Annotated in this window: 27 protein-coding genes; 12 read left to right on the forward strand and 15 right to left on the reverse strand. The window is 71.6% G+C overall.

Features of this window, described 5'->3' with window-relative positions; genetic code table 11:
• Positions 1–6: 6 nt before the first annotated feature.
• Entirely contained in the window at positions 7–672 is a 666-nt protein-coding gene (locus AB0H84_RS22825) for a response regulator transcription factor (RefSeq protein WP_344986292.1), read from the forward strand.
• Positions 669–1,997, forward strand: a complete 1,329-nt coding sequence (locus AB0H84_RS22830) for a HAMP domain-containing sensor histidine kinase (RefSeq protein WP_357607397.1) — start codon at positions 669–671, stop codon at positions 1,995–1,997. Before AB0H84_RS22825 ends, AB0H84_RS22830 begins: the two co-directional genes overlap by 4 nt.
• 11 nt (positions 1,998–2,008) lie before the next feature.
• Here the strand turns inward: AB0H84_RS22830 and AB0H84_RS22835 are convergent, their stop codons facing one another.
• Positions 2,009–2,914 carry a TAXI family TRAP transporter solute-binding subunit gene (locus tag AB0H84_RS22835; protein WP_357607400.1) on the reverse strand — a complete coding sequence of 302 codons (906 nt, stop codon included), beginning with the start codon at positions 2,912–2,914 and terminating at the stop codon, positions 2,009–2,011.
• Between the two features lie 34 nt (positions 2,915–2,948).
• Between AB0H84_RS22835 and AB0H84_RS22840 the strand changes: the two genes are divergently transcribed.
• The gene (locus AB0H84_RS22840; RefSeq protein ID WP_357607403.1) at positions 2,949–3,665 is read left to right on the forward strand and encodes a Mut7-C RNAse domain-containing protein; all 717 of its coding nucleotides are present in this window, start codon (positions 2,949–2,951) and stop codon (positions 3,663–3,665) included.
• On the opposite strand, the gene AB0H84_RS22845 is transcribed toward AB0H84_RS22840, so the two are convergent.
• Genes AB0H84_RS22845 through urtA form a run of 6 tightly spaced genes read right to left on the reverse strand, consistent with a single transcriptional unit; the run spans position 3,662 to position 11,727 of the window.
• A complete protein-coding gene (locus AB0H84_RS22845) occupies positions 3,662–7,180 on the reverse strand; it encodes a serine/threonine-protein kinase (RefSeq protein WP_357607834.1) in 3,519 nt (1,172 codons plus the stop codon). The two genes, AB0H84_RS22840 and AB0H84_RS22845, sit on opposite strands and share 4 nt — an antisense overlap.
• Before the next feature lie 59 nt (positions 7,181–7,239).
• On the reverse strand, positions 7,240–7,929 hold the full coding sequence (gene urtE / locus AB0H84_RS22850) for an urea ABC transporter ATP-binding subunit UrtE (protein WP_344986298.1): 690 nt from the start codon (positions 7,927–7,929) through the stop codon (positions 7,240–7,242).
• Complete coding sequence (gene urtD, locus AB0H84_RS22855; RefSeq protein WP_357607404.1) at positions 7,907–8,659, reverse strand: urea ABC transporter ATP-binding protein UrtD; 753 nt, start codon at positions 8,657–8,659, stop codon at positions 7,907–7,909. The genes urtE and urtD overlap by 23 nt, the downstream gene beginning before the upstream one ends.
• Positions 8,643–9,662, reverse strand: coding sequence for an urea ABC transporter permease subunit UrtC (gene urtC, locus AB0H84_RS22860; RefSeq protein ID WP_357607407.1), 1,020 nt, complete (start codon positions 9,660–9,662; stop codon positions 8,643–8,645). The genes urtD and urtC overlap by 17 nt, the downstream gene beginning before the upstream one ends.
• Positions 9,659–10,507 carry an urea ABC transporter permease subunit UrtB gene (gene urtB / locus AB0H84_RS22865; protein WP_344986303.1) on the reverse strand — a complete coding sequence of 283 codons (849 nt, stop codon included), beginning with the start codon at positions 10,505–10,507 and terminating at the stop codon, positions 9,659–9,661. Before urtB ends, urtC begins: the two co-directional genes overlap by 4 nt.
• On the reverse strand, positions 10,507–11,727 hold the full coding sequence (urtA, locus tag AB0H84_RS22870) for an urea ABC transporter substrate-binding protein (RefSeq protein WP_357607410.1): 1,221 nt from the start codon (positions 11,725–11,727) through the stop codon (positions 10,507–10,509). Before urtA ends, urtB begins: the two co-directional genes overlap by 1 nt.
• Before the next feature lie 200 nt (positions 11,728–11,927).
• On the opposite strand from urtA, the gene AB0H84_RS22875 reads away from it, so the two are divergent.
• The 7 genes from AB0H84_RS22875 to AB0H84_RS22905 are packed head-to-tail and all read left to right on the forward strand — an operon-like array spanning position 11,928 to position 17,147.
• A complete protein-coding gene (locus tag AB0H84_RS22875; RefSeq protein ID WP_344986305.1) occupies positions 11,928–12,230 on the forward strand; it encodes an urease subunit gamma in 303 nt (100 codons plus the stop codon).
• Positions 12,227–12,538, forward strand: coding sequence for an urease subunit beta (locus tag AB0H84_RS22880; RefSeq protein WP_357607413.1), 312 nt, complete (start codon positions 12,227–12,229; stop codon positions 12,536–12,538). The genes AB0H84_RS22875 and AB0H84_RS22880 overlap by 4 nt, the downstream gene beginning before the upstream one ends.
• Complete coding sequence (locus AB0H84_RS22885) at positions 12,531–14,246, forward strand: urease subunit alpha (RefSeq protein WP_357607416.1); 1,716 nt, start codon at positions 12,531–12,533, stop codon at positions 14,244–14,246. Before AB0H84_RS22880 ends, AB0H84_RS22885 begins: the two co-directional genes overlap by 8 nt.
• A 10-nt stretch (positions 14,247–14,256) precedes the next feature.
• Positions 14,257–15,120: an urease accessory UreF family protein gene (locus tag AB0H84_RS22890; protein ID WP_357607418.1), complete on the forward strand. Its 864-nt coding sequence runs from the start codon at positions 14,257–14,259 to the stop codon at positions 15,118–15,120.
• Between the two features lie 17 nt (positions 15,121–15,137).
• The gene (gene ureG / locus AB0H84_RS22895) at positions 15,138–15,812 is read left to right on the forward strand and encodes an urease accessory protein UreG (protein ID WP_357607421.1); all 675 of its coding nucleotides are present in this window, start codon (positions 15,138–15,140) and stop codon (positions 15,810–15,812) included.
• Entirely contained in the window at positions 15,812–16,633 is an 822-nt protein-coding gene (locus tag AB0H84_RS22900; RefSeq protein WP_357607424.1) for an urease accessory protein UreD, read from the forward strand. The genes ureG and AB0H84_RS22900 overlap by 1 nt, the downstream gene beginning before the upstream one ends.
• A gap of 52 nt (positions 16,634–16,685) precedes the next feature.
• Entirely contained in the window at positions 16,686–17,147 is a 462-nt protein-coding gene (locus tag AB0H84_RS22905) for a hypothetical protein (RefSeq protein WP_357607426.1), read from the forward strand.
• Between the two features lie 3 nt (positions 17,148–17,150).
• Here the strand turns inward: AB0H84_RS22905 and era are convergent, their stop codons facing one another.
• The 8 genes from era to AB0H84_RS22945 form a co-directional block, all read right to left on the reverse strand.
• Complete coding sequence (era, locus tag AB0H84_RS22910; protein ID WP_357607429.1) at positions 17,151–18,059, reverse strand: GTPase Era; 909 nt, start codon at positions 18,057–18,059, stop codon at positions 17,151–17,153.
• 18 nt (positions 18,060–18,077) lie between these two features.
• A complete protein-coding gene (locus AB0H84_RS22915) occupies positions 18,078–18,554 on the reverse strand; it encodes an NUDIX domain-containing protein (protein WP_357607432.1) in 477 nt (158 codons plus the stop codon).
• Positions 18,555–18,556: 2 nt separating this feature from the next.
• Positions 18,557–18,874, reverse strand: coding sequence for a cytidine deaminase (locus AB0H84_RS22920; RefSeq protein ID WP_357607435.1), 318 nt, complete (start codon positions 18,872–18,874; stop codon positions 18,557–18,559).
• A gap of 9 nt (positions 18,875–18,883) precedes the next feature.
• Positions 18,884–19,510 carry a hypothetical protein gene (locus AB0H84_RS22925; RefSeq protein ID WP_357607438.1) on the reverse strand — a complete coding sequence of 209 codons (627 nt, stop codon included), beginning with the start codon at positions 19,508–19,510 and terminating at the stop codon, positions 18,884–18,886.
• A gap of 329 nt (positions 19,511–19,839) precedes the next feature.
• Complete coding sequence (locus AB0H84_RS22930; protein ID WP_357607441.1) at positions 19,840–21,135, reverse strand: hemolysin family protein; 1,296 nt, start codon at positions 21,133–21,135, stop codon at positions 19,840–19,842.
• A complete protein-coding gene (gene ybeY / locus AB0H84_RS22935) occupies positions 21,132–21,608 on the reverse strand; it encodes an rRNA maturation RNase YbeY (RefSeq protein ID WP_357607444.1) in 477 nt (158 codons plus the stop codon). Before ybeY ends, AB0H84_RS22930 begins: the two co-directional genes overlap by 4 nt.
• Positions 21,609–21,696: 88 nt before the next feature.
• Entirely contained in the window at positions 21,697–22,737 is a 1,041-nt protein-coding gene (locus tag AB0H84_RS22940) for a PhoH family protein (RefSeq protein ID WP_357607446.1), read from the reverse strand.
• Positions 22,738–22,828: 91 nt separating this feature from the next.
• Positions 22,829–23,173 carry a histidine triad nucleotide-binding protein gene (locus AB0H84_RS22945; RefSeq protein ID WP_357607449.1) on the reverse strand — a complete coding sequence of 115 codons (345 nt, stop codon included), beginning with the start codon at positions 23,171–23,173 and terminating at the stop codon, positions 22,829–22,831.
• Between the two features lie 277 nt (positions 23,174–23,450).
• On the opposite strand from AB0H84_RS22945, the gene AB0H84_RS22950 reads away from it, so the two are divergent.
• Entirely contained in the window at positions 23,451–23,963 is a 513-nt protein-coding gene (locus AB0H84_RS22950) for a SigE family RNA polymerase sigma factor (RefSeq protein WP_344987656.1), read from the forward strand.
• The gene (locus AB0H84_RS22955) at positions 23,960–24,604 is read left to right on the forward strand and encodes a hypothetical protein (RefSeq protein ID WP_357607452.1); all 645 of its coding nucleotides are present in this window, start codon (positions 23,960–23,962) and stop codon (positions 24,602–24,604) included. Before AB0H84_RS22950 ends, AB0H84_RS22955 begins: the two co-directional genes overlap by 4 nt.
• The last annotated feature ends 6 nt before the right edge of the window (positions 24,605–24,610 follow it).

Consider the following 24,610-nt stretch of genomic DNA (forward strand, 5'->3'; position numbering starts at 1 on the left):
GACCGTATGCGAGTTCTGCTGGTCGAGGACGACGATCGGCTCGCGTCCGCGCTCACCACGGCCCTCGCCCGGCACGGCCACCAGGTCAGCCGTGCGGGGCTGGCCGTCGACGCCCTCCGCCTGGCGGGGGGCGTCGACTTCGTCCTGCTCGATCTCGGCCTGCCCGACATGGACGGGCTCGACGTGCTGCGCCGCCTGCGCCGGGTGTCGGCGGTGCCGCTCATCGTGGTCACGGCCCGTACGGAGGAGCGCGAGGTGCTGCGCGGGCTGCGCTCAGGAGCCGACGACTACCTGGTCAAGCCGTTCCGCACGGTCGAGCTGATGGCCCGCATGGAGGCGGTGGTACGCCGCGGCACCAGGCCGCGCCCGGCCCGCGACGACGTGGTCAGCGTCGGTGACGTCCGCATCGACCTGGAGTCCAGGCAGGTCACGGTGGCCGGGGAGCTCGTGACGCTGACCAGGCGCGAGTTCGACGTGCTGGCGATGCTGGCGCGCGAGCCCGGTGTCGTGCGCGGCAGGGAGGAGATCCTCGACGAGGTCTGGGGCGACCCGCTGCTGTCGGCGTCCCGGTCGCTGGACGTGCACGTGGCCAACCTGCGCTCCAAGACCGGCCGCCCCGGCCTGGTGGAGACGCTGCGCGGCACCGGCTACCGGCTGGGCTCGACGGCGTGAACTCCCGCCTGGTGGTCACGTTCACCACGCTGATCGTGTTCCTCATCGCGGCGCTGGCCGTGCCGCTCGGCCTCGCCTATGCCTCCCACCGCACCAACCGCCTCCTCCTCGACCGCCGCGCCGACGCCACCCGCTTCGCGGAGCTGGCCGACCAGGCGGCCAGGGAGGACGACCGCGCGGGTCTCATCTCCGAGATCAACCGCTACGCCGCGCTGTACGGCGCCGCGGTGCGCGTACGCGACCGCGACGGCTCCGTCCTGGCCACCGTGGGCCGGTTCGACGCCGACGACCGGGAGGCGACCCGCCTCGCGCTGTCCGGCCGCACCACCGAGGACCTGCCCACGATCAGCCCGTTCGGCCCGGCCACGGTGCTGCTGGCCGAGCCCGCGGGACGGGACGCGCAGCTGTCGGGGGTGGTGCTGCTCGAGGCCCCCACCGGCCGGGCCCGGCTGGACGTGTCGCTGGTGTGGGGCGCTCTGGCGCTCGGCGCGCTGGTGGCGCTGGCGTACTCCGCGCTGGCGGCCCGGCGGCTGGCCCGCTGGATCCTGCGGCCCGTCACCGAGCTCGACCGCACCACGCAGGCCATCGCGCACGGCAGGCTCGACGCCCGCGCGCATCCGGGCGCCGGGCCCTCCGAGCTGCGGCGGCTGGAGGAGCGCTTCAACGCGATGGCCGACGCGGTCTCCAGCGCGATGGAGCGGCAGCGGGCGTTCGTGGCGGACGCCTCGCACGAGCTGCGCACCCCGCTCACCGTGCTCGGGCTCCGGCTGGAGAACCTCGAGCCACACCTGCAGGGCGAGGGCGCGGCCGAGTTCGAGGAGGCGATGGCGGAGCTGGACCGGCTGGCGCTGCTGGTGGAGGACCTGCTGGCGCTGGCTCGGGTGGAGGCGGGAGCGGTGGTCGAGGGCAAGGAGGTCCCGCTCGCGCCGCGGCTGGGGACGTGGCGGGAGGTGTACGCGGCCAAGGGCGTACGGCTCGTGACCGACATCTCCGAAACGGAGGTCGTTCCGGAGGCCGCGGCCAGGATCGCGGACATCGCGCTCGACAACGCGCAGAAGTTCGTGCCCGAGGGCGGCACCGTCACGGTCACCCTGGACAACGGCGTGCTCCGGGTGGCCGACGACGGGCCGGGGCTGAGCGAGGAGGAGCGCTCCGAGGCGCTCGGACGGTTCTGGCGCTCCGGGGCCCACGCGAACGTGCCGGGCAGCGGCCTGGGCCTGGCCATCGCCGCCGAGCTGGCCAGGACGTGCGGGGCCGCGCTGGCGCTGCTCCCCGCCGTGCCGCACGGCCTGGTCGTGGAGCTGCGCCTGAAGGGGCAGCCGTAGACGGCTGAGGCTCAGCCGTAGACCGACCGGTAGTAGCGGGCGGCGCCCGGGTGGAGCGGGACGACGCCGGTGCCGATGGCGTAGCGCATGTCCAGCCGCCCGCCCGGCGCCGACGGGGCCTGGAGGCGGTCGCGGGCGTGGAAGACGGTCTCGGTGATGGTGAACGCCAGGTCGTCCGGGAGCGTGCTCCGGCACATCAGGTAGCTGGGGGTGCCGACGGTCGGCACCGCCTTGCCGCTGCCGTACACGCCGGCGGGCACCAGCGCGTGCTCGTAGAGCGGGCCGAAGCGGCGGCGCAGCACCGGCACCAGCGGATCGAGCGGCACGAGCTCGACGCCCCCGAGCGAGGTCAGGACGGGCGTGGGCACCCCGCCGGACCAGAAGAACGCCTCGATCTCGCCGTCACGCAGCGCCCGGACCGACTCGTCCAGGCCCAGCCTGCTGACCGCGGCGGGCCTGGTCAGCTCGGCCACGGCCAGCACGCGGGTGGCGGTCACCGCGGTGCCGGAGCCCTCCAGTCCGATGGAGACCCTCCGGCCCGCCAGGTCCTTGGCGGCGGCGATGCCGGAGCCCCCGCGCACCACCAGGTGGACGTAGTTCATGTACACCCTGGCCAGCGCGGAGACCGGCTGGTGGCGCACCCGCACGGCGTCGTCGGCGCTGTCGGCCAGCGCGAACGCCACGTCGGCCCGCCCGTCGGTCATCATGGTCAGGTTCTGCACACTGGCCGCGGTCTTCATCACCCGCACCTCGATCCCGACCCGCCGCAGCTCCTGCGCGATCCCGTCGCCGAGCTGCTCGTAGATCCCGCCGGCCACGCCGGTCGCCAGCCGCAGCCCGGGCCACGTGCCGCCCGGGGCCGAGCACCCGGCGGCCAGCACGGGGAGCCCGAGGAAGGCGCGGCGGGATATCGGCATGAATTCACGGTAGCCGGTCCACCAGAATGGACTTGTGAGCGAACGGGACACACGCCTGCGCATCGCCTCAGAGCTGACGATGTTCCTGCCGGTGAGCCGGCGGCAGGAGTGGCAGCGGGTGACGCCGGACGGCACCTCGACGCTGGGCCACCACGTCGAGTCGCTCGGCATCCCGCTGACCGAGGTGGGGCCGATGGTCGCGGACGGCCGCGGCGTGCCGCCCTCGTACCAGCTCGTGCCGGGCGACGTCGTGGAGGTGCACCCGGTCCCCCGCCCGCAGCCGCTGCCGGGTGAGCCGCGCTTCCTGCTCGACGTGCACCTGGGCACGCTGGCGCGGCGGCTGCGCCTGCTCGGCATCGACGCGGCCTACCACAACGACATGGACGACCCGGCGCTGGTGGTGCAGGCCAACGAGGAGCGCCGGGTGCTGCTCACGCAGGACCGCGGCCTGCTGCGCCGCCGCGCGCTCTGGCTCGGCGCGTACGTGCGCGGCTCCCGCCCCGCCGACCAGCTCCGCGACCTGCTCGAGCGCTTCACGCCGCCGCTGCGCCCGTGGACACGCTGCACGGCCTGCAACGGCGAGCTGGAGCCGGTCGCCAAGCACGAGGTGGCGGCGCTGCTGGAGGCGGGCACGGAGCGCAACTACGACCTGTACGGGCGGTGCGGGGAGTGCGGCCAGGTCTACTGGCGCGGCGCGCACAGCGACCACCTGGAGGAGATCGTCAGGTCGGCCCGCGCCTGGACGGCCTAGGGACAGAGCGGGAAGGGGTCGATGCCGCCCAGATAGCGGGACCACTCCTGGGCGGTGAGGGTGCGGCCCGCGCGCCCGCACACGGCGGCGGCCACGCGGTCGCCGCCGAGCTCGTGCGTGCGTACCGTGCCGTCCGCCGTGACGCTGTAGAGCCTGCTGCTGTCGGAGGAGAAGGCCAGGTAGCCGTTGAGGCTGGTCTCGGTCGACTGCAGGCCGTCGAAGATCACGCCCAGCATCCGGCGGCCCGGCACGTCCCAGAGGCGGATGCGGGCGCCTCCCTCGTACGCGGCGATCATGCGGCCGTCAGGTGACCAGGCGAGCCGCTCGACCGCGATGACGCGCACGGCGGGGAGGTCGGCGACCCGATCGACGGCGCTCGCGGGCATGGCGGGGAAGTCGGCGAGCCTGGCGGTGAGGTCCCCGTTCCACAGGCTGATCCGGTCGGTGCCGAAGATCGCCAATTGCCGGCCGTCAGGGCTGAAGGCGAAGGGGCCTTCGAGCTGCCCGATCCCCGGCGCCGCAGGCAGTTCGACGGCTTTCGCGGGGTCGATGCGGTGCGGTGTCACGCCGCCCAGCAGCAGGCGGCCGTCCGGGCGGAAGGCCAGGTGCCCCGGGGCCGGGCCGGTGGCGATCCTCGGCGTGCCGCGCTGGAGGTCGTACAGCTCCACCGGCAGGTCGCCGGCGCCGCCCGACGGAGAGATCGCGAGGGTCCGGCCGTCCGGGCTGAAGGCCAGCGAGTCGGCCCCGCTCGCGTCCTTGGCGGCCAGCCGGAACCCGCCGCTCTCCGCTCCCTGCGACAGCCGGACGACGTGGACCGTGGTGCCGTCGGCGTAGGCCAGCCGGATGACGTGGACCGTGGTGCCGTCGGCGTAGGCCAGCCGGCCGCCGTCGCGGCTGAACGCCATCGCGTCCCCCTCGCCCCGCCACGGGATCGGGGCGGCCAGCGGGCGGCCGGTCGCCACGTCCCACAACGTCAGGGCGCCGTGCTCCTTGGCCGCCAGGACCCGCTCCGACGGGTCGAGCAGCACCTGGTCCTGGTCGCCGCCGCCGCTGGTCGACCGGTCGAACAGCATGGACACGTCCAGCGTGCGGACGACCCCGCCGTCGCTCAGCAGCCGCAGCGCCCGCCGCTCCTCGTCGAAGCAGAGCTCCTCGACGGGCGCGGGCGGGACCCGCCGCAGCACGACGGCCCCGTTGGAGCGCCGCCTGATGATCAGCTCGTCCCCCCACTGCCAGGTGGCGACGTACCGGTCGCCGAAACCGAACTCGACCAAGGTTCCGGAGTCGCCGTTCACCAGTGCCGCGCCGTCCGGCACCGAGTAGACGGTCACCGCGGTACCGCGGCCCCTCTGATGGGTGAGCGCCAGCGCCCGCCCGTCGGCGCTGAACCGGGCGTCGAGGATCCCTTCCCTGAGCGGCAGCCATGGGGCGGCCAGCCGCCTGCCCGCCTTGAGGTCCCAGAGCTGCGCCCGGCCCTCCCCGCTGTGGGTGACCACGCCGAGCCTGCCGTCCGCGCTGACCGCGTCCAGTCCGATCCCCTGGGGAGTGGTGAGCGGCTTGCCGGTGGAGACGTCCCACCAGCGCCCCTCCCTCAACGGACGCCTCGGCAGGGCGAGCAGCCTCCCGGTCCGGTCGAACTGCAGGTCGTTCATCAGCCCGGACTGTCCTCCGAACCAGTCGCCACGCGGGCGGCCCGTGACGACGTCCCACAGCCGTACGCCCTTCATGTACTGGAGTGCCAGAGTGCGCCCGTCGGGGCTGATCGCGGCCCAGCGCACGCCCGCCTCCAGCCCGTCGATCTCGTGGACCTGCCGGTGCGCCGGCACGTCCCAGATCCTGGCCCGCTCCCCTTGTACGGCGACCAGGGTGCGGCCGTCGCGGCTGATCCCGTACACGGAGTCCGCGCTCCGGTACGGGTCGGTGAAGACGTCGGCCATGGGCTCGGAGAGCGAGTCGTAGAGCGCGCCCCGCGTCTCCGGCAGCGACGGGCTCAGCCGCCAGGCCGCCACGGCGAGCAGCCGGGCCAGCGGCGGCTCCGTCCGCCGCAGGTCGGCGGCGCGCAGGGTGAGCTCCCTGGCCAGCGCGTCGTCACGCTGACGGTTCGACTCCCTGCGCAGGTACTCGGCCAGCCCGAGCCCGCCGAGCGCGACCACCAGCAGCACGGCCAGGGCCGCCGCCAGCAGGCCGCGCCTCCTGGACTGCCGCCTGGCCTGCCGGGCCGCCGCGTCGAGGAACTCGCGCTCCCGCCTGGCCAGCGTGAGGTCCTTGCGCTCGGTGGCCGCCCAGCGCAGGGTCCGGTCGAGGCTGGAGCCGTGCAGCAGGTCGGCGGGCTTCCTGCCGTGGCTCTCCCACAGCGCCGCCGCCTCGGCCAGGCGGCGGTGCACGCGCAGCCCCTCGCGGTTGGCGGCCACCCACTCCCGCAGCCTGGGCCAGGCCTGGACGAGCCCGGGGCGGGCCAGCTCGTACGCGGTGCCGTTCCGCACCACCAGACCCGCGCCGGCGAACACGGTGAGCAGCGCGTCCACGGCCGCGGCCTCGGGCAGTTCCTCGCGGCCGACCGGCCTGAGCGAGTCACCGTCGATCATCCGCAGGAAGACCTGGGGCACGCCCTCCCGCTCGGCCTCCGTCAGGTCGCCGTAGAGCTCCTCGGCGACGGCCCCGAGATCGGGCTCCGCCGCCGCCCCCCTGAGCTCTCCGGCGAGCGTTCCGCCCCGGGTGAGGGGATCTCCCTCCCCGTCGCCGACCAGCCGCAGGAGCACCGTCTCGGCGGAGGGCCGATCGGCGGGTTCCTCGGCGAGGGCGGCGGCCACCAGCGCTCCGAGCGGGTCGGGCAGACCGTCGGCACCGGGCCGGAACCCCAGCACCCGGGCGATGACCGCCACCGGCTCCCCGCCCTTGATCGCGTCGCGCCCCCGCGCCGCGAACAGCACCACCATCGCCCACGCCCACACGTCGGCCGCCTCGGTGGCCCGCCGCCCGTGGAACAGTTCGGGCGACATGTACTGCGGCGTCCCCATGAGCGGCCCGGAGGTGGTCGGCCCCACCTCCCTGGCCACCCCGAAGTCGATCACCCGTGGCCCGTCCGGGCCGAGGATGATGTTGTCCGGTTTCAGATCCCGGTGCACGATCCCGACCCGATGGATGGCCGTCAGCGCGGTCGCCACGCCGATGGCCAGGCGGCGCAGCCGGTCCCCCTCGAACGGCCCTGACTCCTCGACCACCCGGCGCAGGCTCGGCCCCGGGACGAACTCGCTGACGATGTACGGCGCGGCCACGTCCACCTGCGCCTCGATCACCCTGGCGGTGCAGAACGAGGCCACCCGCCGGGCCGCCGACGCCTCCTTGGCCAGCCTGGCCCTGGCGGTGGCGCTGTCGAACCTGGGCACCTTGACCGCGACCCGCTCGCCGGCCTCGCCGTACGCCTCGTACACCACGCCCTGGCCACCGGCGCCGAGCCGCCCGGCCAGCCAGTAGCGGCCCAGCCGGTGCGGATCGGAGGGAATGAGAGGAGCCATCAACTACGCAATTTTGATCTACGCCGCTTCCACAAGGAAGCCCGCGCGGGAATTCAGCGTCAGACGGCAAGCAGGCGGCGCACTTCCTCCCCGTGCAGCTCCTCGGCGGCTCCGGTGCGCACGACGTGCCCGCCGTCGAGGATGACGAACGTGTCGGCCAGCCGCAGCGCGATGTCCAGGTACTGCTCCACGAGCAGCACGGCCAGCCCTGAGGCGTGCAGCCGCTCGATGGCCGCCTCGATCTCCAGGATGATCGACGGCTGGATGCCCTCGGTCGGTTCGTCGAGGATGAGCAGCTTGGGCCTGGTCACCAGAGCGCGGGCCATGGCGAGCTGCTGCTGCTGACCGCCCGACAGGTGCCCCGCGCTCCGCTTGAGCAGCGGCTTGAGCGCGGGGAAGACGTCCAGCGCCTCGTCGATTGCCTGCTTCGGCACCTTGGCGGCCTCCATGGTGACCAGCAGGTTGCCCAGGACCGAGAGCTGGGGGAAGCAGGCATGGCCCTGCGGTACGTACCCCATGCCCAGCCGCACCCGCTCGTGCGGCTTCAGCCTGGTCACGTCGCGGCCCTCGAACGTGATCGTCCCGGCCGTCGCCGGGAGCACCCCCATGACGGTGTTGAGCAGCGTCGTCTTGCCTACGCCGTTGCGCCCCATGACGCACACGAGCTGCCCTGGCCCGACCTCCAGCGAGACCCCGAACAGTACGCGCGCCCTCCCGTACCCCGACTCAAGGCCGGTTACCGACAGCATCGCTCGCCTTCCTCCTCCCCAGGTAGACCTCCTGCACGCGGGGGTCGGCGCTGACCTTGTCCACCGGCCCCTCCACGAGCACCTTGCCCTCGTGCAGCACGGTCACCGTCGAGGCGTGCCGCCGGAGAAACTCCATGTCGTGCTCCACCACGATCACCGTGTGGTCCTCGGCGATCTGGGTGAGCAGTTCGCCGGTGCGCTGGCGTTCGTCGCCGGACATGCCCGCCACCGGCTCGTCCAGGAGCAGCAGCCGGGGCCGCTGCGCCAGCAGCATGCCGATCTCCAGCCACTGGCGCTGGCCGTGCGAGAGAACACCCGCCGAACGCTCGGCGAGCTCTTCGAGCCCGGTCCTGGCCAGGGCCTCCTCGACGGCCGCCGACACGCCCTTGCGGCGCCGGGCCAGCGACCACAGGGGCCGGCGGAAGCTGGCCGCGAGGTCGAGGTTCTCGACCACGGTGAGCTCCTCGAATACGACCGACGTCTGGAACGTGCGGCCGACGCCCAGCCGGACGATCCGGTGCTCCTTCTTGCCGACCAGGTCGTGCTCGCCGAACCGCACGCTGCCCGCCGACGGCTTCGTGAGCCCGGTGATCACGTCGATCAGCGTGGTCTTGCCCGCGCCGTTGGGTCCGATCAGGAAGCGCAGCTCTCCCTCGGGCACGGTCAGGTCCACGCCGTCGAGTGCCTTGAACCCGTCGAACACCACCTGGACGTCACGTAGCTCGAGCACGTCGCAACCTCCCCGCTATGCCGACGATGCCCTTGGGGGCGAGCGTCATGACCAGGATGAACAGCGCGCCCTGCAGGTAGAGCCAGCCGTCGGCGAACTGCTCGCTGAACGCCGTCCTGGCGTACCCCATGACGACCGCGCCGAGCACGGCCCCGGCCAGCGCGTGGCGCCCGCCGACGGCCACCGCGACGACCAGCTCGAGCGAGGGCACGACGCCGAGCAGCGCGGGCGAGATGATGCCGACCACCGGCACGAACAGCGCGCCCGCCAGCCCCGCCATGCCCGCCGAGACGGCGAAGGTGACGGTCTTGACCAGGGCCGGGTCGTAGCCGAGGAAGCGCACCCGGTCCTCACCGTCCCTGACCGCGACCAGCAGCCGGCCGTAGCGGCTGTTGACGAGCTGCCGGGTGGCGAGGTAGAGGACCCCGAGTACGCCCGCCACCACCAGGTAGAGCAGCCGCTGCGTGGAGTCCTCGGCCAGGTCCTGGCCGAACAGCTCGAAGAAGTTGGTCATGCCGTTGGTGCCGCCGGTCAGGCCCTGCTGGCCGACGAGCAGGATCACCATGGCCGCGGCCAGCGCCTGGGTGAGGATCGCGAAGTACGCGCCCCGTACGCGCTGCCTGAACACCAGCGTGCCCAGGATCAGCGCGATCACCACGGGCCCCACCACGGCCATGGCGAGGGCGAAGACCGGGTTGGCGAACGGCGCCCACAGCGCGGGCAGCCGCTCCACCCCGCTCCACACCATGAAGTCGGGCAGCCCGCCGCCGGCCTCGGTCAGCTTGAGGTACATCGCCATCGAGTAGCCGCCCAGCCCGAAGAACACGCCCTGGCCGAGCGTGAGCATGCCACCCTTGCCCCAGGCCAGCCCGATCCCGAGCGCGACGATCGCGTAGCACAGGTACTTCGCCAGCAGCCCCAGCCGGAACGGCTCCAGCAGCAGCGGGGCCGCCACCAGGGCGATCACGGCCACGGTCGCGAAAGGCAGATTCCTCTTGATCATGTGAGCACCCTCGACCGCAACACGAACAGGCCCTGCGGCCGTACCTGCAGGAACGCGATGATCACGGCGAACACGATCACCTTCGCCAGGGAGGCGTCCGACCAGAACTCGGCGTAGGAGTTCAGCAGCCCCAGCCCGATCGCCGCCAACACGGCCCCGCGCAGCTGCCCGAGCCCGCCCGCCACGACGACGAGGAAGGCGTCCACGATGTAGTACGTCCCGAGCGCCGGCCCGACGGGCCCGATGAGCGTCAGCGCCACCCCGGCCACCCCCGCCAGCCCGGACCCGATGAAGAACGTCAGCATGTCCACCCGGCCGGTGTCGATGCCGCTGGTCGCCGCCAGTTGCCGGTTCTGGACCACGGCCTGCGTCCTGCGCCCCAGCCCGGTGCGGGTGAGGTACAGCCAGACCGCCACCACGCCGGCCACCGCGAGCCCCATGATGAACAGCCGGTTGTAGGGCAGGATGCCCAGCCCTCCCGACAGCCAGGAAGGGGCGGGCACCTGCACGTTCGGCGCCCCGAACAGGTCGCGGGCGAGCTGCTGCAGCACCAGGCTCACGCCCCAGGTGAGCAGCAGCGTGTCCAGCGGCCGGCCGTAGAAGTGCCTGATGGCGGCCCGCTCGAGGATCAGCCCCATGACGCCGGCCACCAGGAACGCCACCGGCAGCGCCAGCACGAGGTCCTGCAGCAGGAACGCGGTGTACGCCCCCGCCATGATGAACTCGCCGTGCGCCATGTTGATCACGCCCATCTGCCCGAACGTGAACGTCAGCCCGAGCGCGATGAGCAGCAGCACCGCCCCGATGGACAGCCCGATGGGGAGCTGGTTGACGAAGGCCGACATCACTTGCCCGCCGCCAGGCCGGCCGCCCAGGAGTAACCCTTGAGGTACGGGTCCGGCTTGATCGGCTTGCCGGAGTCCCACACCTGCTTGATCAGGCCGTCGGGCTGGATGACGCCGATGCGGGCGGTCTTGTACATGTGCTGGTTCTCGCCGTCGATCGTGACCTGGCCCTCAGGGCGTTCGAGTGAGATGCCGGGCGCGGCCTTCTTGACCGCCTCGACCTCGGTCGTGCCCGCCTTCTTGACCGCCTCGGCCCACAGGTAGACCGCGTTGTACCCGGCCTCCATGGGGTCGGAGGTGACCTTGTTCTGCCCGTACTTGGCCTTGTACGCCTTGACGAAGGCGTCGTTGGCCGGGGTGTCGGTGGTCTGGTAGTAATTCCAGGCGACCGGCTGGCCCACGATGTTGTCCACGCCGATGCCGGTGACCTCCTCCTCGGCGATGCTCACCGACAGCACCGGCATGGTCTGGGCCGAGGCGCCCGCGCTCTTGAGCTGTTTGAAGAAGGCCACGTTGCTGTCGCCGTTGAGCGTGTTGAAGACCGCGTCCGGCTTGGCCTGCATGACCTTGTTGACGAGGGTGGAGTATTCGGTGTGGCCCAGCGGGGTGTACTCCTCGCCGAGGATCTCCATCCCGTTCGCCGCCGCGTACGCCTTGATGATCTTGTTGGCGGTGCGCGGGAAGACGTAGTCGCTGCCCACCAGGAACAACTTCTTCTTGCCCTGCTCCTTCAGGTAGTCCAGGCCCGGGATGATCTGCTGGTTGGTGGTGGCGCCCGTGTAGAAGATGTACGGCGAGCTCTCCAGCCCCTCGTACTGCACCGGATACCACAGCAGCGCCTTGTAACGCTCGAAGACCGGCAGCATGGCCTTCCTGCTGGCCGAGGTCCAGCCGCCGAAGACGGTGGCGACCTTGTCCTGCCTGATCAGCTTCGTCGCCTTCTCCGCGAACGTGGGCCAGTCGGAGGCGCCGTCCTCGACCACGGGAACGAGCTTCTTGCCCAGCACGCCGCCCGCCTTGTTGATCTCGTCGATCGCGAGCAGCTCGGCGTCGCGGACGGTGACCTCGCTGATCGCCATCGTGCCGCTGAGCGAGTGGAGGAGCCCCACCTTGATCTCTTTCGACTCGGCGGCGGGCTTCGCGTCGGATCCGCAGGCCGCGAGGGCGGACACCAGGGCCCCCACTGCCAGCGCCGAGACAATGGGACGGGAGATTCGCACAGCCGTTCCTTCCTGGCTACCGATACTGCGAGAAAGGTGACTCGGCGAAATTTCCCACGGAGATCCCGGCCGTTAAGACGTGTTTGCCGAATGTTCACAAACGCACTTAATCCGAAATGTGGAGATTGAGAAGCAGAGCGAAACCAACACGACATGGCTTGGCAACAGCCATGAAACCGCCGGTTCCTATGGTCCGGGCCATGCGGCTTACCTCACACGAGCAGGAGCGGCTGCTCATCCACGTCGCCGCCGGGGTGGCGCGCGAGCGGCAGGCCAGGGGCCTGCGCCTGAACCATCCCGAGGCTACCGCCGTCATCGCGTCGTTCCTCATGGAGGGGGCCAGGGACGGGCGCACCGTGGCCGAGCTGATGGAGGCCGGACGGTCGGTGCTCGGCCGGGCCGACGTCATGGAAGGCGTTCCGGAGATGCTGGAGAGCGTGCAGATCGAGGCGACGTTCCCCGACGGCACGAAGCTGGTCACCGTGCACAGGCCGATCCCGTGATCCCCGGCGAGTACACCCACCCCGAGGGCGATCTCACGCTCAACCCCGGGCGCGAGCGGGTGACCGTGCGGGTGGTCAACACGGCCGACCGGCCGGTGCAGGTGGGCTCCCACTACCATTTCGCCGCCGCCAACCCGGGGCTCGAGTTCGACCGTCAGGCGGCCTGGGGCAGGCGGCTCGACGTGCCGGCCGGGACGGCGGTCAGGTTCGAGCCGGGCGTCGAGCGTGACGTGACGCTGGTGCCGCTGGCGGGCAACCGGGTGGTCCCCGGGCTGCGGCCGGAGTGGGCGGGGCCGCTCGATGGCTGACGGAGCTCGGATCTCGCGCGCCCGGTACGCGGCGCTGTACGGGCCCACGGTCGGCGACCGGATCCGGCTGGCCGACACCGACCTGTTCATCGAGGTCACCGAGGACCTGTCGATCGGGCCCGCCGGCCCTGGCGACGAGGCCGTCTTCGGCGGCGGCAAGGTCATCCGCGAGTCCATGGGGCAGGCACGGGCCACCCGGGCGGAGGGCGCGGCCGACCTGGTCATCACCGGTGCGGTGATCCTCGACCACTGGGGTGTCATCAAGGCCGACGTCGGCATCCGCGACGGCCGTATATACGCCATCGGCAAGGCCGGGAACCCCGACACGATGGACGGCGTCGACCTCGTCATCGGGCCGTCCACCGAGGTGCTCGCGGGCAACGGCAAGATCCTCACCGCCGGGGCCGTCGACTCGCACGTCCATCTGATCTGCCCGCAACTTCTCGACGAGGCGATCGGGTCCGGTGTCACCACGATCGTCGGGGGCGGCACCGGACCCGTCGAGGGCACCAAGGCGACCACCGTCACCGGGGCCTGGTACCTGGGCCGGATGCTGGAGTCGCTGGACGCGTACCCGCTCAACTTCGCGCTGCTCGGCAAGGGCAACACCGTCTCGTCCGAGGGCCTGCTGGAGCAGCTCAGGGCGGGCGCCTCCGGCTTCAAGCTGCACGAGGACTGGGGCTCGACGCCATCCGCCATCGACGCCTGCCTGAACGTGGCGGACGCGGCCGGGGTGCAGGTGACGCTCCACACGGACACGCTGAACGAGGCCGGGTTCGTGGAGTCGACGCTGAAGGCCATCGGGGATCGGACGATCCACGCGTACCACACCGAGGGGGCCGGCGGCGGGCACGCTCCGGACATCATCCGCGTCGCGGCCTACCCCAACATCCTGCCCTCCTCGACCAACCCCACCCGGCCGCACACCGTCAACACGCTCGACGAGCATCTCGACATGCTCATGGTGTGCCACCACCTCAACCCGTCGATCCCGGAGGACCTGGCGTTCGCCGAGTCCCGCATCAGGCCCGCGACGATGGCCGCCGAGGACGTGCTGCACGATCTGGGGGCGATCTCGATGATCGGCTCGGACTCGCAGGCGATGGGGCGGATCGGGGAGACGATCATCCGTACGTGGCAGACGGCGCACGTCATGAAGGGCCGTCGCGGGTCTCTGGGCGGGCCTGCCGACAATCTGCGCGCCCGCCGATACATCGCGAAATATACGATATGTCCGGCTATCGCCCACGGGCTGGACGGCGAGATCGGCTCCGTCGAGCGCGGCAAGCTCGCCGACCTCGTCCTCTGGGACCCGGCGTTCTTCGGGGTCAAGCCGGACCTGGTGCTCAAGGGCGGCGTGGTGGCCTGGGCGCAGATGGGCGACGCCAACGCCTCCATCCCGACGCCCCAGCCGGTGCTGCCCCGTCCCATGTTCGGCGCCTCACCGGTGACCGCCGCCGCCACCTCCCTGCACTTCGTCGCCCCGCTCGCCCTCGACTCCGGCCTCGCCGACCGCCTGTCCGTCCGCCGCCGCCTGGCGCCGGTGGCGGACGTACGGACGCGCGGGAAGTCCTCGATGCCGCTGAACGACGCCATGCCCCGGATCGAGGTGGCACCCGACACGTTCGAGGTCCGGGTCGACGGCGACCTCATCGAGCCGGCCCCCGCCGCCATCCTTCCGATGGCCCAGCGCTACTTCCTGTTCTGATGGGTTGGCGATGAACCCGGCCCTGCTCCTCCTCGCCGACTCCCGCCTCCCGGCCGGCGGCCACGCCCACTCGGGCGGGACCGAACAGGCGGTCACGTCGGGGGCGGTGCACGACGTGCCTTCGCTGGCGCGCTTCCTCCGGGGACGCCTCCACACGGCGGGCACGGTCGCCGCCGCCCTGGCCGCCGCCGCCTGCACCCAGGCCGCCACCTCCCCGAGCACCCCGCTGCCCGCCGCAACCTCAGCCGCTGGATCACCACCGGCCACCGCACCTCCGCGCATCGCGCCACGAGCCGCCGCGCCGCCAGGAGTCACGATGCCGCAGCGGGCCGGCGGCCCGGACGCGGGCGAGACGGCGTTCGAAAGCGTGGTCACGGACGCGGGAGGCGGCGTGGGGTTCCCGTGGGTGCTGCTCGACGCCGAGGCCGATGCCAGGACCGCCGCGCCCGCCCAGCGGGAGGCGTCCAGGACGCAGGGCAGGCTCCTGCTGAGGGTCGCCCGCCGCGTGTGGCCGTCGCCGGTGCTCGACGAGCTGGCGCGGGACGTACCGAATCCCCATCATCCGATCGTCCTCGGAGTGGCGGCGCACGCGGCGGGCGGGACGCCGGAGGAGGCGGCCATGGCGGCGGCGTACCACGCGATCAGCGGCCCCGCCACGGCGGCCGTCCGGCTGCTCGGGCTGGACCCGGTGGCCGTGCACGGGCTGCTGGCCGAGCTCACCCCGGACCTCACCGCCGTGGCCGCGCAGGCCCACCTGGCCGCCGCCGGCGCACACCCCCACCTCTGGGGGACCTTGCCCGCGTACTCGTCCCCGGCCCTTGACCTCCTGGCCGAGCAGCATGCGCGGGCCCAGGTCAGGCTGTTCGTCTCCTAAGGAAGGGATCCCGACACATGGGTGCCGATCACGACGACCACCACCACGCCCCCGACGGCCGCGGCAGGGCGCTGCGGCTCGGCGTGGGCGGCCCGGTGGGCAGCGGCAAGACGGCCCTGGTGGCCGCGCTCTGCAGGACGCTGGGCCCCTCGCTCTCCTTGGGCGTGGTGACGAACGACATCTACACCACCGAGGACGCCGACTTCCTCCGCCGGGCGGGCGTGCTCGACGAGGAGCGCATCCTCGCCGTCGAGACCGGCTGCTGCCCCCACACCGCCATCCGCGACGACATCGCCGCGAACCTGGACGCCGTGGAGACCCTGGAGCACCGGTTCGGCCCGCTGGACCTGGTGATCGTGGAGAGCGGCGGCGACAACCTGACGGCCACGTTCAGCCGGGGGCTGGCCGACAGGCAGATCTTCGTGCTGGACGTGTCGGGCGGCGACAAGGTGCCGCGCAAGGGCGGTCCGGGGGTCACGACGGCCGACCTGCTGGTCATCAACAAGACCGATCTCGCCCCGATGGTGGGCGCCGATCTGGGCGTGATGGAGCGCGACGCGGCGGCCGTACGCGGGGACCGGCCGGTGCTGTTCACCTCGATCAGGGAGGACCCCACCGCCGCCACGGTCGCCGGCTGGGTCTCGGAGCAGGTGACGGCCTGGGCCCACGCCCACGCGGCCTCCCTCTCGTGATGTCCGGCCCCGTGATGTCCGGCCCCGTGATGTCCGGCCCCGTGATGTCCGGCCCCGTGATGTCCGGCCCCGTGATGTCCGGCCCCGTGATGTCCGGCCGGCGCGCGATGCGGGCCGCCGCCGCGGTGGCCACCGCCCTGTCCACGGACGGCCGGACCCTCCTCCACCGCCTGGCCTCGGCGCCGCCGCTGACGCTGCGCCAGACGGGGCCGTACACCGTGCACCTCGTCTCCACGGCGGCGGGCCCGCTCGGCGGCGACCGGCTCCACCTGGACCTCGATGTGGCCCCGCGCACCACCCTGGAGCTGGGCTCGGTCGCCGCCACCCTGGTCCTGCCGGGGGACGGCGAGTCCGAGATGCTGGTCACCGCCCGGGTGGGGGCGGGCGCCACGCTCCGGTTCGCGCCGGAGCCCACGGTGCTCGCCGCCGGCTCCCGGCACCGCCTCCTCGTACGTCTCGAGCTGGCGGCGGACGCCGAGGTGCGGTGGCGCGAGGAGATCGTCTTCGGCCGGCACGGCGAGGCGCCGGGACGCTGCCACGCCCGCTTCGACGCGACGTGCGACGGCCGCCCGCTGCTCAGGCAGGAGTTCACCGTCGGCGATCCCGTCCTGGACACGTCCCCGGCCGTCTACGGCGCGGCTCGCTGCGTCGGCACGACATTCCTCACGACGACCACCAAGGAGCCGGCCGTGGCCGAGGGCGTCGCCGTCCTGCCCCTGGCCGGCCCCGGCACGCTGGTGTCCGCCCTGGCCGGCGACGCGGTCCTGCTCCGCTCCCGCCTCGAATGGGGCGAACGCGCCGCCACCACCTCGATGCCCTGAGGGTGTCGCCGTGGTGATGGTGACGGGCGCGTCCCCGGCCTACAGTGATCGTGTGGTCGATGACTTCCGCTCTGCCCCAGCGACCCGTCGCGGCTACGCGCTGGGCGTGGTGGTCGCCGGAGCGCTCCTGGTGGGCTGCGCCGTCCTCCCGTGGGCCGGGCTCGAGGTGCGGAGCGACCTCATCGGCGGCGGGCTGGCCGACGACATCCGCGGCATCGACGACCGGTTCGGCGTCTACACGCTGGTGGCCGGGCTGGTCGCGCTGGGATGCGGCGTCGCGGGGCTGCTCACCCGCCCGAGGGTCGCCGCCCTGGCCGCCCTCCCCGGAGCCGCGGCGGTGGCGGTGCTGGTGCTCTTCATGACCGACGGGAGCGGCCTGCGCGACCGGATCTCCGTGGACCTGGGCGAGGTGCTGTCGATCGGGCCCGTGGTCAAGTTCGGCTGGTTCGCCGCGCTGGCCTGCTCCGTGGCGGTCGTCGTGCTCTCCGTGCTGGCGCTGCTGCGACGGGCCTGACCGTCAGTCGTAGAAGCCCAGCCGCCGCAGCTGCTTGGGGTCGCGCTGCCAGTCCTTGGCCACGCTGATCCGCAGGTCGAGGTAGACGCGCGTGCCCAGCAGGGCCTCGATCTGCTTGCGGGCCTTGGTGCCGACCTCGCGCAGCCGCTCTCCCTTGTGCCCGATGACGATCGCCTTCTGCGAAGGCCGCTCCACGAACATGTGCGCGTAGATGTCCAGCAGGTCGTCGCGCCCCTCACGGGGCAGCATCTCGTCCACGACCACGGCGATCGAGTGGGGCAGCTCGTCGCGTACGCCCTCCAGCGCCGCCTCCCTGATCAGCTCGCCCACCAGGACCTGCTCCGGCTCGTCCGTGAGCTGCCCGTCCTCGTAGAGCGGCGGCGACTCGGGCAGGTGCTCGATCAGCACGTCTGCCACCACGTCGAGCTGCTCGCCCGACTGCGCCGACACCGGGACGATCGCCGCGAACTCCGCCACCTGCGACACCGCCAGCAGCTGCTCGGCGATCTGCTCCTTGGTCGCCAGGTCGCACTTGGTCACCACGGCCACGACCGGCGTCTTCTTCACCGCCGCGAGCTTGTCGGCGATGAACCGGTCACCCTTGCCGATCGGCTCGTTGGCGGGCACGCAGAAGCCGATCACGTCCACCTCGGTCAGCGTGGACAGCACCAGGCTGTCGAGCCGCTCACCCAGCAGCGTGCGCGGCCGGTGCAGGCCCGGCGTGTCGACGATGACGAGCTGGGCGTCGGGACGGTGCACGATGCCCCTGATCGCGCGCCTGGTCGTCTGCGGTTTGGACGAGGTGATCGCCACTTTGCTGCCTACCAGGGCGTTCATGAGCGTGGACTTGCCGACGTTCGGCCTCCCCACGAAGCAGGCGAATCCGGCGCGATGGCTGTCAGGCGAAGTCACGTACTGCATTGTGTCCCATCAACGAGCGTGCTCACGCCACCAGGCGAACGCCTCGGGCGCCACCAGGGGCGTCCACGGGGTGGTGATCAGCTCGGAAAGCTCCTGCTCGGTCACCCACCGGTGGCCGTTGATCTCGACGCCGTCCGGCTCCGGCACGCCCTTGACCAGGACGCCACCGTAAACGGCGATGACATAGCCGACCTGGTGGCCGTTCGGGTAGACGGTGCGGAACTCGGGGCCGCCGTAGACCCCGATCAGGCCGCGCACCTCGATCTCGATGCCGAGCTCCTCACGCAGCTCCCTGACGGCGGCGTCCTGCGGGCGCTCGTCGGGGTCGATGCCGCCGCCGGGCGCCGCCCAGAGGCCCCCGTCGCCGTGCCGGGCCACCAGCAGCCTGCCCGCGTCGTCGAACACGAACGCGGCCGCCGACGGCAGCATGAGCAGCTCGGATCCGACCTTCTCCCGCAGTTTCGCCAGGAACGGCGACATCGGCATGGTCAGCCCCGGAGCGTGCCGTCAGGACCGGCCACGAGCAGCGACTTGACGCCCAGCTCCGCGGCCACGGCCTCGTCGGCGGCGCTCGGGCCGCCCTCGCTCACCAGCGCGACCGCCTCCAGGGAGCGCGCGCCGCTGGAGACCGCCATGGCGACCGCCGCCTGCACCGCCGAGAGCGTCAGCGCGTCCAGCGCCACGTTCGTCGCCGAGTACGTACGGCCGGTCTCATCCCGCACGGCGGCGCCCTCGGAAGCCTCGTTGCGCGCCCTGGCCGCCCGGGCCAGAGTGATGATCTTGCTGTCTTCAGGATCGAGTGTCACGCAACCAGATTAGGCGCTGGCCATGGAAATGACCGCGTCGACCACCTCGCGCGTGCGGGCGGGGTCCATGTCGTCCATGCTCGTGTGCACCACCGACACCAGCGTGTCACCCACCCGTGACAGCACGACGTCCATCGCGTACGGGTAGCCGTTCAGCCGGCCGAGCAGCCGCGCGCTCACGCTCTCGTCCGCCGAGATCTCGAGCGGCAGCGTCTCCGACCGCAGGTCGGTGCCGGAGGAGGTGTGGACCTCCCGGCACGACTCCATGGCCCTGGCCAGCTCGTCGAGGTGCTCCTCCGCCTCCCCGTCCGCGTAGCGCGCCAGCCCCACGCCGGCCTGCTCCCCCAGCCCGTCGCCCCGGTAGCTGACCGCCGCCTGGGCCGTCAGCGCCTGCCCCGGCGCCTGCCCTCCCGCGGGCTCCAGCACGGCCAGGCAGTTCTCGTCGCCCTGCGTGAACGGCATCCGCCACGCCTGCTCCGGCCTGACCGCGAACCCGTCGGGCAGCTCCGGCCCCTTGCGCAGCACGTCGCGCAACTGCGCCGCGGCCCGCGGGTCGAGAACGTTCGCGGCCTCCCCGCCCCCGCATCCCGCAAGGGCGCAGGCCAGCAGCCCGCAGGCGATGATCTCGCGTTTCATGATCCCCCCTGGATCGCAGCTTCCCCCGCAGAGGAATGCGGCAATCCACCGAAGATTCCACCAATACGCAAAAAGGGTGCCCCCACCCGGTTTTCCGGATGGAAGCACCCTTGACGCCGACCTGCGTCTCAGCCGGCCAGCCGGCCGAGACGCCGTCGTTCCCCCCAAGGTGCACCCTCCCGCCGCGAACCCCACCCGGCGTTCGAGTGCCTCCCCTTGCGACACCCACCGCACTGGGTGCCGTGGTAAGAGAGTGCCCTGGCGGGCTTGCAGAAGACTTGTAGAACGCTTGCGGCCTTCGCCCCGCTTCATCCACAGTTCGGAACAGATCATTCGTGGTCGTCGGGAGCCGGGTCGCTCTCCTCCTCCGGAGGCTTGGCATGGCGCACCACGACGGTGCTGATGCGGTTGCGGCGGCCCGCCAGGCTCTCGGCGGTGAGCTCGAGCCCGGCCACCTCCGCGTGCGACCCGGCGATCGGCACCCTCCCGAGCGCGTGGGCGAGCAGCCCGCCCACGGTCTCCACGTCGTCCACGTCGATCTCCGTGTCGAACAGCTCGCCCAGCTCGTCGACGGGCATCCGGGCCGTCACCCGCATCCCGCCGTCGGGCATGGACTCGACGCGGGGCGCCTCCTGGTCGTACTCGTCGGTGATCTCGCCGACGATCTCCTCCAGCACGTCCTCGATCGTGACGAGCCCGGCGGTGCCGCCGTACTCGTCGATGACGATGGCGATGTGGATCTGCCGTGCCTGCATCTCCCGCATGAGCTGGTCGATGGGCTTGCTCTCGGGCACGTACGCGGCCGGCCGCATGATCGACTCGACCGTCTCCTTGCCTCCGCCCTCGCCGGACTCGTGGATCTTGCGGGCGATGTCCTTGAGGTACGCCATGCCGATGACGTCGTCCTCGTTCTCGCCCACGACGGGGATGCGGGAGAACCCGCTGCGCAGCGCCAGCGACAGGGCCTGGCTGATCGTCTTGCCGCGTTCGATGTAGACCATGTCGGTGCGCGGGACCATGACCTCGCGCACCAGCGTGTCGCCCAGCTCGAAGACGGAGTGGATCATCTCGCGCTCGTCCGGCTCGATCACCCGGCGCTCCTCGGCCAGGTCGACCAGGTCGCGCAGCTCGGCCTCCGAGGTGAACGGCCCCTCGCGGAACCCCTTGCCGGGGGTCAGCGCGTTGCCGAGCAGGATGAGCAGCTTGGGCAGGGGGCCGAAGATGCGGGTCAGGCCGTACACGATGGGGGCGCTCGCCAGCGCGACCGGCTCGGCGTGCTGGCGCCCGAGCGTACGCGGCATGACCCCGACCACGACGTAGCTGATCACGATCATCACGACGGCAGCCCAGACGTACGCCCAGCCCTGGTCATGCATGAGATCGATGAACAGCAGCGTCGCGATGACCGTGGCCACCAGCTCGCAGCTCAGCCTGAGCAGCAGCAGCAGGTTGAGGTAGCGCGGCGGGTCGTCGACGATGGCCTGCAGGCGCACGGCGCTCCGCCGGCCCTCGCGCACGTATTCCTCGGCACGCACCCTGGAGATGCGCGTCAGTGCCGTTTCCGCGCTGGCGATCAGGCCACCGATGATCACGAGGGCGATGGCCGAAAGCAACCAGGCGTTCACCGCGTGTTGCGCACCTCCTGCCACGACTCGAGGAGCCGGGCCTGCAGACCGAACATCTCCTTGTGCTCCTCCGGCTCGGCGTGGTCGTAGCCCAGCAGGTGGAGGATGCCGTGGGTGCACAGCAGCTCGAGCTCGTCGGCCGTGCTGTGGCCCGCCTCCTCGGCCTGCCTGGCGGCCACCTGCGGGCAGAGCACGACGTCACCGAGGAGCGCCGGGTCAGTGGGGCTCTCCAGGTCGCCGCGCGCGCCGCCGCCGGGCCGCAGCTCGTCCATCGGGAAGGCCAGCACGTCGGTCGGGCCCGGCTCGCCCATCCACTTCTCGTGCAGCTCGGACATCGCGTCCTCGTCGACCACCACGATGGAGAGCTCGGCGAGCGGGTTGATGCCCATCTCGCCGAGCACGTGGGTGGCCAGGGCGACGAGGCTCTCCTCGTCGACCCCGACACCCGACTCGTTGTTGATCTCAGTGCTCATTGGGTCGCTTACCGCTCCTCATTCGCTCCGCGGAGTGCCTCCTCCGTCGGCCCTCCACTCCGCTCACTGCGTCGGGTGCGCTCCCTACTCACGGTCGGCGCTTCCCTCGATGCTGGATGCTCTTCGGCTCCTGGGCGGCCTGCGTGGCGTCGTAGCGCCCGTACGCGTCCACGATCTCGCTCACCAGCTTGTGGCGGACCACGTCGGAGCTGGTCAGGCGGGCGAAGTGGATGTCGGGGATGCCGTCGAGGATCTCCTGGACGACCCGCAGCCCGCTCACCGTGCCGTTGGGCAGGTCGACCTGCGTCACGTCACCGGTCACCACGATCTTGGAGTTGAAGCCGAGACGGGTGAGGAACATCTTCATCTGCTCGGCCGAGGAGTTCTGGGCCTCGTCGAGGATGATGAAGGCGTCGTTGAGCGTGCGACCGCGCATGTACGCGAGCGGCGCGACCTCGATCGTGCCCGCCGCCATCAGCTTGGGGATGGAGTCGGGGTCGAGCATGTCGTGCAGCGCGTCGTAGAGCGGCCGCAGATAGGGGTCGATCTTCTCGTACAGCGTGCCCGGCAGGAAACCCAGCCGCTCGCCGGCCTCGACGGCCGGGCGGGTCAGGATGATCCGGTTGACCCGCTTCTCCTGCAGCGCCCGCACGGCCTTGGCCATCGCGAGGTAGGTCTTGCCGGTGCCCGCGGGGCCGATGCCGAACACGATCGTGTGCTTGTCGATCGCGTCGACGTACCGCTTCTGGTTGACCGTCTTCGGCCTGATCGTGCGCCCGCGCGAGGAGAGGATGTCGAGGGACAGCACCTCGGCGGGGCGGTCGGACGTCATGCGGAGCATGGCGATGCTGCGCTCGACCGCGTCAGGGGTGAGCTCACCGCCGCTGCGCAGCACCTCGACCAGCTCCTCGAAGAGCCGCACCACCGTGCCGCTCTCGTCGGGGCTGCCGGTGACGGTGATCTCGTTACCGCGAACGTGGATGTCGGCCCTGAAGGCGCCCTCGATGACGCGTAGCAGCTCGTCGCGGGAGCCCAGGAGGCTGACCATCGAGTATTCGTCCGGAATCAGCACCTTGGCTTGAGTGCGCGAGGGAGGTGCCGTGCGTCGGGATTCGTGTAGTTCGGACATGGGCAGGCCAGCGGCCTGATGCCTCCCGGTCTCTTTCGGTGTTCTTCTGTGCCCATCGTATCCGGGACCGGGCCGATCGCTCCCCCCAATATCAGCCGGGCGGCCAGGTCAGGTCACGCCCGCCCAGGAGGTGGGCGTGTACGTGGAAAACCGTCTGCCCGGCGCCGGGCCCGGTGTTGAACACCACGCGGTATCCGCTGTCGGCCACGTGCTCCAGCACGGCCACCGAGTGGGCGGCCTTGAGCACCTCGTCGGCGAGCCCGTCATCGGCCTCGGCGAGCACCGCCGCGTTGGCGTGGTGCTGCTTCGGGATGATCAACACGTGGGTCGGCGCCTGCGGGTTGACGTCACGGAACGCCAGCGTCCTGCCGGTTTCATAAACGATCTCGGCGGGAATCTCCTTGGCGACGATTTTGCAGAAGAGACAATCGCTCACCTGATCACCCTATCGAGACCGCCGGCGTACGTAACCCGTTGCCAATCGGTAATCCTCTGTGTCGTGCCAAGGAAGATCCACGCGGTTAGGGTGGGTGTGCGACACTTCAGCGAAAAGGACGATTCAGGGTCGGGCGAGCGCCACCTGGCGAGGACACGACTGGGTAATGCACCCTAAGGAACCGGGGAAACCTCAAGAACCGGAAGAGCGTAAACCCTCTGGGAAGGCTGAGCGTCCCATTGATGTGACCACCGAAACCCTTCTGGCCGACAGGTCGATGGGGGCGGCGCCGGTCGGGTGGGATGCCGACATGGCCGTGACCGCGCTCTACAGCGCGCACTTCCGGTCGTTGGTGCGTCTCGCCGTGTTACTGGTGCGAGACACGGCGACAGCTGAGGAAGTCGTGCAGGACGCGTTCGTCGCCATCCATGGCGCCTGGCGTAGGCTGCGCGACCCGGACAAAGCTCTCGCCTACCTCCGTCAATCCGTCGTCAACCGGTCCCGTTCCGTGCTGCGTCACCGCGCGGTCGTCGAGAAGTACGCTCCCAAGGGCCTGCCCGACGCCCCGAGTGCCGAGAACGGCGCGATCGGCGAACTGGAACGCTCCGCTGTCATCGAGGCGTTACGGGCCCTGCCCACCCGTCAGAGAGAAGCACTGGTTCTGCGGTACTACGGTGATCTGTCCGAAGCTGAGATCGCCCACGCGATGGGCATCAGCAAGGGCGCGGTCAAGAGCCACACCGCACGTGGCATGGCCGCACTGCGATCCGTTCTGGAGAAAATGTCATGACCCAGCCCCCCGACGAGCACGGCGATCTCCTGCGCCGTGCGCTCCGAGCGGAGGCGGACGCGGTCGTGCCCTCGCCGGACGGACTGGAGATCATCCGCGCCCGCATCGAACGGCGCGGTGTCCGTAATCTGTTCTGGTGGCGCGCGGGCGCGGCCGCCGCCAGCGCCGTCCTGGTGGCGGGAACGATCGTGATGGCCGTCCCCCAGTTGCGCACGCAGATCATCAACTCGCAACCCGTGGAGAACGACACCTCCAGGGTCCCGTCCAACTCCTCCACCACGCGCTCCCAGGAACCGCCGCCGCCGTCCAGGCAGCCGACCCACGACCAGCACCCCGTCGTGGTTCCCGACGTCTCCAAGAGCCCGACGCCCCGGCCCTCGAAGCGGGCGGAGTCGACCAGCAGGCCGTCGCCGACCCCCACCCCGACTCCGACCGCGTGCCCGACGACCCAGGCCGAGCAGGCCGACCCGCCGTCCGACTGCCCCTCGGTCTCGCCCACTCCGTCGCCGACGCCGCCGGCGGAGGACACGCTGCAGCCCACGACGTGCCCGGTCGATGAGTGCCCGCCCGACGACGACATCACCGAGACCCCCGCCGACGTGGCCAGCCCGTTGGTGGACGCCTCCCACACGACGCCCTGAAAGGGC

This window comes from Nonomuraea sp. NPDC050786, from assembly GCF_040654115.1.
In the GTDB taxonomy this organism is placed as follows: Bacteria; Actinomycetota; Actinomycetes; order Streptosporangiales; family Streptosporangiaceae; genus Nonomuraea.